The sequence below is a fragment of the Allomuricauda sp. M10 genome (assembly GCF_020782875.1).
GTDB lineage: Bacteria > Bacteroidota > Bacteroidia > Flavobacteriales > Flavobacteriaceae > Flagellimonas.
This window is the reverse complement of sequence record NZ_JAJGBN010000002.1, coordinates 611,991-625,200: the sequence shown is the minus strand read 5'-3', so window position 1 is coordinate 625,200 and position 13,210 is coordinate 611,991. Positions and strand designations below refer to the sequence as shown.

Below are 13,210 nucleotides of genomic sequence, written 5' to 3'. Positions count from 1 at the left end.
TTGTTCATTTTATGTTTTAGATCCATCAGTTCTTAAAATTTAAAGTTATAAGTAACGCTGGGCACGATGCCGAATATGGACAATCGCCTCACTTCACTGAGCCCTGTGTCCTCGTTTTGTCCGAAGGTATACCCTGCGGCATTGCTTCGTCCATAGGCATTATAGACACTGAACACCTATTCTCCCCGCCATCCTTTGGTCTTTTCTGGTTTTGGGGTATAGGTCGCCGATAAATCTAAATGGTGATAGGCCGAAAGGGAACTTCCATTTCGGGTACCATAGCTGGGTACGGTAATGCCATTATATTGGTATTTGCCGTTGGGGAATGTGGCCGCCTTTCCACTTTGATAGGTAAAAATCCCTCCGAACGACCATTTTGGTGTCAACTCATAGGAAGCGGTAAGGGACAGATTGTGGAGTTTGTCATAATTGGCGCGGTACCAGTCCCCATTGTTGATGCCCGGCTCATTGGCATCCCTTCCCGGGGTTCGTTGTTCGGCCTTTGATAAGGTATAGGAAAGCCAGCCTGTCAGTTTTCCGGTGTTCTTTCGGGCCATCAGTTCTAGGCCATAGGAGCGTGCCTCCCCGTTCAACAATACCCGTTCGATGGATTCCTTGGCAATCAGGTCGGCCCCGTCGATATAATCCGCCTTGTTCTTTACCGTCTTGTAGAAAGCCTCCATTTCCAAGGAGTAATCGCCTTGCTTTAAATTCCGAAAATAGCCGAGGGCCACTTGGTCCAGTATCTCCGGCTTCAGGTATTGGTCACTAGGCGCCCAAACGTCGAGAGGTGTTGCAGAAGCCGTATTCGATATCAGATGGATATACTGGCTCATCCGGTTGTAACTGGCCTTAATGGATTGGTTGTCATCCAACGAATAGGCCATGGAAAGCCGGGGTTCGAAATTGTTGAAACCCGCTATCTTTTTGTTCTTCCCATAGTAAAGGCTGCCATTCGATGAGGCTTCCTCATAAACTTGGAACTCTTGATTGAAGAGCAGCGGTCGGTTATTGGCATAGGTAAACACTTCTTCTTCACCCAAACGCATAAAATTGCTGTACCTGAGGCCATAAGTCAATGCAAATTTTTCGGACAATCTATGGTCGGCACTGATGTATAATGCATTCTCAAAGGCATATTTTTTGGCCAGTTGGTCTGGGTTTACGCTGGAATTTTCCCCAAAAGGTTTGAGGGTTCCCGGATTGAATTGGTAGTAAATGGAGTTGACCCCATAATCGAGGACGAACTTACTGGAGAGATAGTGTTTGAAATCGTACTTGAAGTTATAGTTATTGATCTGGGAAGTCCAATCAACGCCGGCAAACTTGACCTTAATACCATAGTCATAAACGCTGTATATGGCCGAAGCATTGGAAAAAAGCTTGTCCGAAAAGATGTGGTTCCACCGAAGGTTGAACAGGGAGTTGCCATAGGTATTGATCAGACTTTTGTTGAAATCCATGTAATCCTTGCCGAAATACCCGGAAAGAAAAATGTTGTTGTTGTCATTGAGCTTATAGTTCAGCTTGGCGTTGAGGTCATAGAAGTACAGGGAATTTGGCTCATCTGCCAATTGTAGCAGTAAGTGGATATAGGAACTGCGACCCGCAACTACGAAGGAACTGCGATCCTTTTGGATGGGCCCTTCGACCAACAACCTACTGGCAATCAAACCGATGCCCCCGCTCATATGGAACTCCTTATTGTTGCCTTCTTTTTGATAGATATCGAGGACCGAGGAGATACGTCCCCCAAAATTGGCGGGAATGCCACCTTTGTACAGTTTCATGTCCTTGATGACATCGGAATTGAATACGGAAAAGAACCCGAATAAGTGCGAAGTATTATAAACCACCGCTTCATCCAAGAGCACAAGGTTTCCGTCAACCGATCCTCCCCTCACATTAAAACCCGAGGCCCCTTCCTGGGCGTTGGTCACACCGGGTACTTGCAGGAGCGATTTGAGCACATCCACCTCGCCCATCATCGCGGGCATCTTTTTAATGGTGTTTATGGAAAGCTTGCTTACGCTCATTTCTGGTTTTCGGATATTGGTCTGGGGCTGGTCAGAGGTGACCACCACCTCGTCCAAGGCATTGCTTTCCGGTGCAAGGACATAGTCCTTTCGGATGTTCTGCACCAAGGATATCCGCTCTTGGATCGTGGTGTATCCCAAATAACTCACATTTAGGGTATAATCTCCCTTTGGGAGCGTGATGGAAAAGAACCCATATTCATTGGTGGTGGTCCCGGCCATGGCATCGGGAAAATAGACGTTCACCCCAATCAAGGTTTCATTGCTTTCCCCGTCGGTTATGGTTCCGCTCAGGGTTACTTTGTCCTGCGAATAGGTCATGATTGAAACTAATATCAATGGCAGGACATATAGGATTTTGTGTTTCATTTCAATGGTTTGAATTAAGATCTGGGGCGAAACTATCCTTTTAGGCAACTGCCATTTTTCGATTTATACCAAATGCGGTATTTATTATAGCAAATGGAAATAGCGGCATTAAAAACTGGTGGATGTGGTATTTGGGAAGCCAATTCAAGCGCTTTGGCCAGTTGCCCCATTTTTGGTATAAAAAACAGGGGCTTTCGTATAAATAACCGACAGGCCAGTGTATCCAAGCTTTAATTTTGCCTTAAATTCATTCATATGAAGAAATCTTTACCCGAAACACCCATCGATAGGAATTGTGCGTTACAGTTTTTGGTCTTTCCCAAGTATCGATTGTATCGTCATCTCTTGTTATTGTTGCCCATAAGTTTGGTGCTCTACAGTAGTGGCCCGGAATTGGGTGAACCCACTTTGAACCTGCTTCTATTCTGTTCATTGTTCTATACTAATATGAACCTTTTGGTGCCCAAACTATTGTTCAAAAACCAATATGTGGCTTATTTGATTTCGGTTGTGGCGACCGTCATTTTGTCCACTGCCATTTATATGGCGGGGTATTACATAATCATGGGAAGTTTGAATTTGGAGGGGGTGAACATTCCACTCTTTTGCACCCTTATATTTGTGCTTATTGCGGCTTCTTCATCCATAAAACTCTTCCAGAAATGGATCTTGGACAAAGAGGTCATTTTTGAACTGCAAAACTCCAAAACGTTGTCTGAACTGGAACAGCTGAAGAACCAGATCAACCCGCACTTTTTGTTCAATATGCTCAACAACGCCAACGTATTGACCAAGAAGGACCCCGAAAAAGCCTCACAGGTCTTGGTAAAATTGAGCGACCTATTACGATATCAGTTATACGATAGTGCCCGTGACAAGGTGTTATTGACCTCGGACATTCATTTTTTAGAGGATTTTTTGAACCTGGAAAAGGTGCGCCGGGACAATTTTGATTTTGTAATATCGAAGGAGGGGGATTTGAGCGGGGTCCAAGTGCCACCCCTGTTGTTCATCTCTTTTGTGGAAAATGCAGTAAAGCACAACAACGATTCGGCCAAATCTTCTTTTGTGAATTTGTTTTTTGTGGTGATAAATGACGAACTTTACTTCAAGTGCATCAATTCCAAGCCCGCGGTAAAAGCCATTAACAGCACCTCTGGAGGGCTAGGGCTGACTAATGTGAAACGCCGATTGGAACTATTGTTCCCTTCATCACATGTTTTAAAGATAGAGGATACCCAAGATTCCTATTGTGTAACCCTAACCATGGTTTTATGAACTGTATCATTGTGGACGACGAACCCTTGGCCCGGGAGGCCATACAAATGTTGATCGACCAGACCAATGGATTGCATCTCATTGGGTCGTTCAACGGTACGGGGCTGGTCGGCAAATTTTTGGCTAGCCACAACGTTGACCTGATTTTTCTTGATATACAAATGCCGGGGATAAATGGTATTGATTTTGCCAGGAACATTCCAAAGGAAAGTTTCGTAATATTTACCACTGCATTTTCCGAGTTCGCCACCGACAGCTATGAAGTGGATGCCATCGATTACCTTATTAAACCGGTAAAATTGGAACGGTTCCAAAAAGCGGTGGACAAGGCACGCACCTATTCCAAATTGCTCAAGGTGGATTATACGAACAACAATATTGAAGGTGTTGCCGAGGATTATTTTTTCATCAAGGCGGACCGGAAGATTTTCAAGATATATTTTGATGACATTCTGTTTATTGAAGGCCTAAAGGATTATGTGGTAGTGCATACCCAAAACCAAAAGCTGATTACCGCCATGAACATCAAAACAATTTACGACCAGCTTCCCAAAAACAGTTTCGTGAGGGTCAGCAAATCCTACGTGATCAATTCCAAACATATTGAATCGGTAGATAACAACACTGTGTATATTGGTGAAAATGAAATTCCCATTGGAAATACCTATCGGGACTTTTTCTTCAGTGAATTTGTGACCAAAAGAATTTTGAGTCGATAAAGAGCTAGGTCTCGGCAAATTGAGGGTCCTTATCGCTCAGGGGGTAGCTGGTTTAGCCCAAGGGACGGACCACTTAAAACCCTTTCAAGAGACTATTTTGGAAGGTTTTTTAATTTTAACATAAAACAGCAAAAGCGTTGTTTTAACACTTATATCCCTGCTAATCACCACTTCTGGAAGGGTTCTCCTAAATCCCGTTCACCTGTTGCATTTCCATTTTTACGGGTAAAGGTTTGCTATTCAGCGAAACATCTTTGAACCGTAAGGTAATTATTGGTAAATTGAGCCAACTAAGATTATACTAAATGAGCAAATTTTATTTCAACGATGAACAGGAATCCTATGATGCCATTGTGGTGGGCACAGGCATCAGCGGCGGTTGGGCTGCCAAGGAACTGTGCGAGAACGGTCTCAAGACCCTGGTCTTGGAGCGTGGCCCGATGAAAAAACACCGCGAAGATTACCCAACGGCCAATTTGGATGCCTGGGACCTTCCTAATCGCGGGCAGTTGACAAGGGAACAAAAAGCCCGACAAGAAAAGCAATCCAGGACGGGTTATACTACCAATTCCGCTTCCAATCATTGGTTCGTGGATGATATTGACCATCCGTACAATGAAACCAAGCGTTTCGATTGGATGCGTGGTTACCACGTGGGCGGACGTTCCATCATGTGGGGTCGCCAAAGTTATCGCTGGAGCGATATCGACTTCGGTGCCAACAAAAATGATGGTATCGCTGTGGACTGGCCCGTTCGTTACAAGGACATTGCCCCTTGGTACGATAAAGTGGAAAGTTATATCGGTGTTTCCGGTGAAAATTTGGGATTGGAACAATTACCTGATGGAATCTTCGAGCCCATGATGGAATTGAATTGTGTAGAGCAGCATTTCCGTGAAAAAGTGGCCGAAAATTTTGATGGCCGCGTGGTGACTGCCGGTCGGACCGCCCACATCAACAGTGACAAAAAATTCGAGGGCGATGGCCGTGTGCGTTGCCAATATAGAAACCGTTGTATCCGTGGCTGTCCTTTCGGGGCCTACTTCAGCAGCTTGTCATCAACGCTGCCCGCAGCCGAGAAGACAGGAAACCTTACCCTAAGACCGGATAGTATCGTTCACGAGGTCATTTACGACCCCAATACCCAAAAGGCAACGGGTGTCAAGGTGATCGACAGGGAGACCAAAGAGGAGTTCGTGTTCAAGGCGAAAGTGATTTTCCTTTGCGCCTCCGCGATCGCTTCCACTTCCATTTTGATGCAGTCAAAATCCGATAGGTTCCCTAACGGACTCGGAAATGATTCCGACCAATTGGGAAGAAATGTCATGGACCACCATTTGGGCGTTGGCGCCAGTGGCAAGTTCGATGGATTCGAAGATAAATTTTACAAAGGAAGAAAGCCGAACGGCATCTATATCCCTAGGTTCAGGAATTTAGGCGGTAGTTCCAATACCGACAAGTTCATCCGTGGATACGGATACCAAGGAGGAGCTGGAAGAGGTAGCTGGGAACAGACCGTTGCCGAGCTTTCCTATGGAAAAGAGTATAAGGACGCCATGTTGAATGCTGGAGGTTGGACCTTTGGTATGGGCGGGTTCGGTGAAGTACTTCCTTATGAAGATAACCGTATGACCCTTGACTATGATAAAAAAGACCAATGGGGTCTTCCTACCGTTACTTTTGATGCTGAATTCAAGGACAACGAATGGAAAATGAGGGAAGATATGAAAGAACAGGCCGTTGAAATGCTCACCAAAGCAGGATTAAGGGATGTTAAACCTTATGATAACCCAGGTGCTTTAGGCTTGGGTATCCACGAGATGGGCACCGCCCGTATGGGCCTTGACCCCAAGACCTCCGTGGTCAATGGGTACAACCAGGTGCACACCTGTAAGAACGTGTACGTGACCGATGGTGCGTTCATGACTTCGGCCAACTGCGTGAACCCCTCGCTCACCTACATGGCATTCACCGCAAGGGCCGCCAACCATGCCGCCCAGGAACTCAAAAAAGGAAACATATAATGGAAAGAAGATCAGCACTCAAAAACATGGGGATGGCCTTCGGCTACGCCGTGGCGACCCCTACACTGTTAAGCCTGCTCCAGAGCTGCAAGGACAAGCCCGCCTACGCGGAGTGGGTCCCCGCCTATCTGGACAAGGGACAGGGACAGGCCCTGGCCACCACCCTGGACGTGATCCTTCCCAAGACCGATACCCCCTCGGCCACCGAGGTGAACGTGCACGGCTTCATAGACGCCTACCTTGACCAGGTGATGCCCCTTGACCAGCGGGAGTTCACCATGATGAAGATGGGCAAGTTCTACGACAAGGCACTGGAGGGCTCCGGCAAGACGGAGCTCGCGGAACTGGAGGCGGCGGACATAGAGCCAGTGCTGGCCACCTACCTGAGAAAGCGCACCGACGAGGAGGAAAAGGCGCACTTCGAGGCCGTTATGGGCTACATGCAGGCCGTGATGCAGGGCGGCGAGGCCACCCTGGACGAGGAAGTGGCGCGCTACACCTTCGCCAACGAGCTCAGGGACCTGGCCACATGGGCCTACAAGTCCTCGGAGAAGGTCGGCGAGGAGGTGCTTGCCTACCTACCGATCCCTGGGGAGTATATCCCCTGTGGCGACCTACAGGAACTTACCGGCGGAAAGGCCTGGTCCGAATAGGAAACACAACACACAATAAAAGGGCCTCCCAAACTGGGAGGCCCTTTCAAATAAAGGGAAACCTATCAATTTGATGATTTTTATCCCCCTTGATCACCAAACCCCCAAAAAAGGAAAGCTAAAGGAAATTCAACAGCTATCCATTTATTTTCCTCCACACAAATACTTAATTTTCAGTCCAATTCTAACTAATTCAAAAAAATGACTTTTAAAATTGCAAACCTTAAGGCATTGCTGTTCTCAGCAACGATGTCTTTGGCATGTGCTTCATCCATTGTTGCGCAAAATGTGCCATCCCCCAAAGACGTTTATGGCTTTCGGGTGGGAGACGACTACAAATTGGCAGATTATGCCCAAATAGAAGATTATCTGACCAAATTGGATAATGCATCCAACCGTGTCAAGAAAATTGAAATCGGGGAAACCGTTTTAGGCCGTAAAATGTACCTTCTTTTTATTTCCACAGAAGAAAACTTGGCCCAACTGGACAAGTGGAAGGATATCAGTACCAAATTGGCCCGTGCCCGCATCAGTGATGACGAGGCCACCAAGCTTTCCGAAGAAGGCAAAGCAATTGTTTGGATAGACGGTGGAATGCACTCCACGGAGCTGGCCCACGGACAAATGACTTCTGAATTGGCCTATACCATGGCTACTTCTGAAACGGCGGAAATGAAAAAAATCAGGGAAAACGTGATTACCTTGTTAATGCCCGTTATGAATCCTGATGGGTTGGACATTGTAGTGGATTGGTACCGTAAAAATCTGGGTACTGCCTACGAAACCTCGCACCCACCGGTTCTTTACCATTACTATATGGGCCACGACAATAACAGGGACTGGTTTATGAACAATATGCCGGAAACCTATAATGTGACCAAGATCCTTTATAACGAATGGTACCCACAGATTGTGTACAACCACCATCAATCTTCCCCAGCATGGTCCAAAATTTCTATTCCACCTTATGCAGATCCCGTTAACCCAAACATCCATCCAGCTATAACTGCCGCAGTAAGTGAGGTAGGTTCTGCCATGTCCAAAAGATTTTCATTGGAAAATATGCCGGGGGCAATTGCGGATAACTTTTATACCATGTTCTGGAACGGAGGTGGCCGTACGGTTCCTTACTACCACAACATGATCGGTATTTTGACCGAAACCGGACATACCACTCCAACTCCTAGGTTTTACGACCCTGAGAAACTTCCAAAAACGGTAGCTGGTGCTCCAACGGATGGTACAGACATCATGTATCCCGATCCGTGGAAAGGCGGAGAATCGCATTTTAGGGATGCCGTGGATTATATGTTGACCGCTACTTGGGCCACTTTGGACTTAGCAGCTGACCGCAAGGAAAATTACCTGTACAACATCTACAAAATGGGTAAATCTGCGATGGATAAGGGTAACAAGGAAGGACCCTTTGCCTACATCATCGATAAAAACCAATGGGATTCCTTTGAAGCCGTAAACCTCGTAAACGTGTTGCTACGCGGCGGTGTTGAAATAGAAAGGGCAACCAAGGATTTTACCCTAAATGATAAAAAATACGAAAAGGGAACCTATGTGATCTATTCCGGTCAGGCCTTTAGACCATATTTGACTGATTTGATGGAGAAACAAAACTACCCCACCCGTTTTCAATATCCAGGCGGACCTCCGGATACCCCCTATGATTTGGCAGGATGGACTTTGCCTTTGCAGATGGGTGTAGATGTGGACAAGATCAAGGAATCTTTCAAGGCGCCTACCGAAAAAGTTACCGGATTGGTAGATTATTATGAAGGAAGCGTGTCAAAAAGCGCCTCATTTGGGTATGCGTTGAGCGTGAACACCAATGCTTCCGTAGCAGTGACCAATAAAGTATTGAAGGCAGGTGGAACTGCATATAAAGCTATGACTGAATTCAAGTCTGGAAAAGTGACTTTTCCTGCCGGTTCCTATATTGTATCTGGAGACAATGCATTGATTGAATCCTTGAGCAAGGAATATGGTTTGGAATTCACTGGATTGATGGCAAAACCAGAAGTGCAGTTGAAAAAAATCCATTCGCCGAAAGTTGGCCTTTACAAATCTTGGGTTTCCAATATGGATGAAGGATGGACCCGTTTTGTTATGGATGAATATGCCTTTGATGTGGACACCCTTCATGACAAGGACATTAAGATGAAAGATCTTTCCAAGTATGACGCCATTATCATCCCATCTCAAAGACCAAATTCCATTTTGCATGGGCACAACGTGTTAGATATGCCAGAGCAATTTACTGGCGGAATTGGGTTGGATGGTTCTTTGGCGTTGAGCAATTATGTTAAAGAAGGAGGAACCTTGATTGCCTTTGATGAAGCGAGTGATTTCGTTATTGAGCAATTCGGTCTTCCATTACGTGATGCCGTGGAAGGCGCGGACAGCAAGGATTTCTTCATTCCGGGATCATTGATCAGAACAGGAATAGACACTACCAATCCTTTGGCGTTTGGTATGAAGGATACCGTTGCGGTTTCCTTTAACAGAAGCCGTGCTTTCGTAATCGACAAGCAGAACAAAACCGGAGAGGGCGGTAAAGAGGATATTAAAGATGCCCCGACTCCTGATGTAAAAGTGATCGCCACCTATGCCGCCAAGAACTTGTTGATGAGTGGTTGGGCCATGGGCGAGGAACGCTACATTGCCAAAAAACCCGCATTGGTACAGGCCAATTACGGAAAAGGTTCCTGTATTTTGTTTGCCTTTAGGCCACAGTTCCGTGGGCAACCCAGAGGAACATACAAGCTGATTTTCAATGCGATATACGAAGGCGCTTCGGAATAGGAAGACTTTTTTTTAAATAGAAAAGCCCCATCAATGGATGGGGCTTTTTATTTTTTGAATATTCATTTTTACTTAAAAAGAATAGCAAGCGCCCCGATGGCAGTCACCACCAAAATAAAACGCTTATAGTTTTTCTCGTTGATTTGCTTCACCAAAAATACTCCCAGGACTAACCCCGCTAAAATAGCGGGCAGCAACCTAAGATTAATGGCCAAACTTTCTTCGGTAATAGTATTCCATACCCAAATATGAAAAGGCAGTTTAAAAAGATTGGTAATCAAGAATAACCAAGCTGCCGTGCCTACAAATTCATTTTTCGGCAAACGCATCGCCAAAAAGAAAATGTTGGTGAACGCTCCCGCCAAATTGCCGATCATAGTGCAAATGCCGGCCAAAATTCCCATAGTACCAGCAAACAACCAATGGGTGGGCACATTTTCCGATTTTCTTCGGTCCCACCAAACCAACATGCCCAAGCTCAGGAAAATAACGATTGCCATGCCCCATTTGAATTCCTTTTCGGGAAGGTCTTTACCGATTACGACCCCGATTAATATTCCAATGACCATCCAGGGCATAAATCGATAGATGTATTTCCACTGGGCATGACGGTTGTAATAGACCACCGCAAACACATCTCCCACCAATAATAAAGGAATAAAAATCCCGGTAGAAGTGCGGGAACCGAAGGCAAGCGCCATCAGCGTAACGTTAAAAATGGACATGCCCTTGAGCCCCGCCTTTGAGATTCCCATCAGGAAAACAGCAGTGGCTGCCATGGTCCAAGCGGTTATCGAAATATCAGAAAGGGAAGAAAGTAGCATGAAGAAGTATTGGTCATGTACAAAAGTAACCCAAAAAGGCTATCTTTATCTCTTGCCAAACCAAACGTATGGAACTTAAGCTTATTGATTACATTATCATTTTTGGGTTTTTTGCCCTTGTTCTTTTTATCGGGGTCTACGTATCCAAAAAATCAGGAAAAGATTCAGCCGAGTACTTTTTGTCCGGGCGCAGTATGCCATGGTGGCTCTTGGGGTTGTCCATGGTGGCCACCACATTTTCTACGGACACGCCTAATTTGGTGACCAATTTGGTGCGTTCCAACGGGGTTTCCGGAAACTGGGGCTGGTGGTGCTTTTTGTTGACGGGGATGTTGACCGTTTTTGTGTACGCAAAGCTTTGGAGAAAATCCAACGTGAATACGGATCTGGAGTTTTACGCCATTCGATATGGAGGCAAGCCCGCTAGTTTTCTAAGAAAATTTAGAGCGATTTATCTCGGTGTCCTTTTTAATGTGATTACCATGGCCTCCGTTACTTTGGCGGCTATTAAGATCGGGGGGGTCATGTTGGGCCTTGATCCATGGGTTACAGTAGTGAGTGCAGGTCTTATCACGGTAATTTTTAGTGCCTTGGGTGGATTCAAAGGAGTAGTTTACAGTGATTTCTTCCTCTTTTTTGTGGCCATGGCAGGAGCCATCGGGGCCGCCATTTATCTTGTTAATCTTCCAGAAGTAGGTGGATTGCAGGCCATCCTTGAAAATGAGAATGTAAAAGGGAAATTGAGTATCCTTCCCGATTTCAACGATAAAAAAGCCTTGATTACGGCTTTGATCATTCCTTTGGCGGTACAATGGTGGAGCTCTTGGTACCCAGGTGGGGAGCCAGGCGGTGGAGGCTATATCGCACAGCGTATGTTGGCAGCCAAAAATGAAAACCACGCTATCGGGGCGACTTTCTTTTTCAACATTATGCACTATGCTTTGCGTCCTTGGCCATGGATTTTAGTGGCTTTGGCCTCATTGGTGGTTTATCCGGACATTGCCAGCATCCATGAAGCATTCCCCAATGTAACCGAAGATAAATTGGGACATGATTTGGCCTATTCTGCTATGATGACCAAATTGCCAACAGGTCTTTTGGGAATTGTTCTGGCCTCTTTGGTGGCGGCATACATGTCTACTATTTCTACCCAATTGAACTGGGGGTCATCCTACATTGTATATGATTTTTACAAACAACAGATAAATCCCAATGCTTCAGAAAAGCAAATGGTAAATGTGGGAAGGATATCCACGGTAATATTGATGGTGTTAAGCGCCTTTTTGGCCTTGGCCCTTCAAGATGCCATGGGAGTTTTCAACCTGTTGCTTTCCTTTGGTGCGGGTACTGGACTGATCTTTATTTTACGTTGGTTCTGGTGGCGTATCAACGCATGGAGTGAAATAACGGCCATGTTTGCTTCGGGAATTTTAGCGGTTCTTTTAGAAACCACATCCTTAAGAGAGTTTCTTTTTGCCCCTGAAACAGGAGTTTTTCCAGAATGGGCCGATTTACCCTTTATTATGGTAGTGACCTCTATTATATGGTTAACGGCGACTTTCGTAACGCAACCTGAAAGCAAAGAAGTGCTTCGAAGCTTTTACCTCAAAATTCAACCTGGAGGTCCAGGTTGGTCAAAGATTGTGGATGAAGCCAAAGAGGACAACGTCGAAATCGTTAAGACCAATGAAAAATGGAGCGTACCTTCCGGAATTAAAGCTATGCTATCTGGTGTGGTATTGATCTACTCGATCATGTTCGCCACAGGGTATTGGATCTATGGAGAGTACAAATTGGCGATGGGACTTACCGCACTGGTTGTAGTTTCTGCCTTCGTATTGCTAAGGGTATGGAAAGGAATGAAAAACGTTTTTTAATCCCGAAGCGACAACAACCGGGCTACATATTTTCCAACAACATCAAACTCTAGGTTAACCGTTGTGCCTACTTTGTAGGTATGAAAACGGGTGTGCTCATAGGTATAAGGAATAATGGCCACACTGAATCGGTCTTTTTGGGAATCCACAACGGTTAGGCTTACCCCATCAACAGTAATGGATCCTTTTTCAATGGTCACATTGTTAAGACCGGAATCATAGGTAAAAGTGAATACCCAGCTACCATCCTTTTCTTCAACGGAGGCGCAAACCGCGGTTTGGTCCACGTGACCTTGAACGATATGGCCATCCAAACGGGCGCCTAGCACCATGGCACGCTCCAGGTTCACCTCGTTTTCCAAGGTAAGTTCATCAAGGTTTGTCTTGCTTAGGGTCTCTTCAATGGCCGTAACGGTATATTGGTCATCTCTCAAGGAAACCACCGTTAAACACACGCCGTTATGGGCAACGCTTTGGTCAATTTTAAGTTCCGATGTAATATCCGAAGAAATGGTGATGTGCAGATTACCCCCTTCTTTTTCAAGCTTTTCAACTTTCCCCAAAGTCTCTATGATCCCTGTGAACATGTGTATTATTAATTGACTAGTTTTGTATT

Annotated in this window: 8 protein-coding genes and 1 pseudogene; 6 read left to right on the top strand and 3 right to left on the bottom strand. The window is 45.6% G+C overall.

What is annotated here, in order from left to right; all coding sequences use genetic code 11:
• Positions 1–32: 32 nt before the first annotated feature.
• A pseudogene (locus LKX84_RS07890) lies at positions 33–2,405 on the bottom strand (TonB-dependent receptor).
• Positions 2,406–2,660: 255 nt separating this feature from the next.
• On the opposite strand from LKX84_RS07890, the gene LKX84_RS07885 reads away from it, so the two are divergent.
• The 5 genes from LKX84_RS07885 (at position 2,661) to LKX84_RS07865 (ending at position 9,893) form a co-directional block, all read left to right on the top strand.
• On the top strand, positions 2,661–3,683 hold the full coding sequence (locus tag LKX84_RS07885) for a sensor histidine kinase (RefSeq protein WP_228236589.1): 1,023 nt from the start codon (positions 2,661–2,663) through the stop codon (positions 3,681–3,683).
• Positions 3,680–4,402: a LytR/AlgR family response regulator transcription factor gene (locus LKX84_RS07880; RefSeq protein ID WP_228236588.1), complete on the top strand. Its 723-nt coding sequence runs from the start codon at positions 3,680–3,682 to the stop codon at positions 4,400–4,402. The genes LKX84_RS07885 and LKX84_RS07880 overlap by 4 nt, the downstream gene beginning before the upstream one ends.
• Before the next feature lie 305 nt (positions 4,403–4,707).
• Positions 4,708–6,426 (top strand): GMC oxidoreductase, encoded by a 1,719-nt coding sequence (locus LKX84_RS07875; protein WP_228236587.1) that lies wholly within the window; start codon positions 4,708–4,710, stop codon positions 6,424–6,426.
• The gene (locus LKX84_RS07870; RefSeq protein WP_228236586.1) at positions 6,426–7,079 is read left to right on the top strand and encodes a gluconate 2-dehydrogenase subunit 3 family protein; all 654 of its coding nucleotides are present in this window, start codon (positions 6,426–6,428) and stop codon (positions 7,077–7,079) included. The genes LKX84_RS07875 and LKX84_RS07870 overlap by 1 nt, the downstream gene beginning before the upstream one ends.
• A gap of 201 nt (positions 7,080–7,280) precedes the next feature.
• Positions 7,281–9,893: a M14 metallopeptidase family protein gene (locus LKX84_RS07865; protein ID WP_228236585.1), complete on the top strand. Its 2,613-nt coding sequence runs from the start codon at positions 7,281–7,283 to the stop codon at positions 9,891–9,893.
• A gap of 68 nt (positions 9,894–9,961) precedes the next feature.
• Here LKX84_RS07865 and LKX84_RS07860 read toward each other — a convergent pair whose 3' ends face one another.
• Positions 9,962–10,717 (bottom strand): sulfite exporter TauE/SafE family protein, encoded by a 756-nt coding sequence (locus LKX84_RS07860; RefSeq protein WP_228236584.1) that lies wholly within the window; start codon positions 10,715–10,717, stop codon positions 9,962–9,964.
• A 68-nt stretch (positions 10,718–10,785) separates the two neighbouring features.
• On the opposite strand from LKX84_RS07860, the gene LKX84_RS07855 reads away from it, so the two are divergent.
• Positions 10,786–12,594 (top strand): sodium:solute symporter family protein, encoded by a 1,809-nt coding sequence (locus LKX84_RS07855; RefSeq protein ID WP_228236583.1) that lies wholly within the window; start codon positions 10,786–10,788, stop codon positions 12,592–12,594.
• Here LKX84_RS07855 and LKX84_RS07850 read toward each other — a convergent pair.
• Positions 12,591–13,181 carry a riboflavin synthase gene (locus LKX84_RS07850; RefSeq protein ID WP_228236582.1) on the bottom strand — a complete coding sequence of 197 codons (591 nt, stop codon included), beginning with the start codon at positions 13,179–13,181 and terminating at the stop codon, positions 12,591–12,593. The genes LKX84_RS07855 and LKX84_RS07850 overlap by 4 nt on opposite strands.
• Between the last annotated feature and the right edge of the window lie 29 nt (positions 13,182–13,210).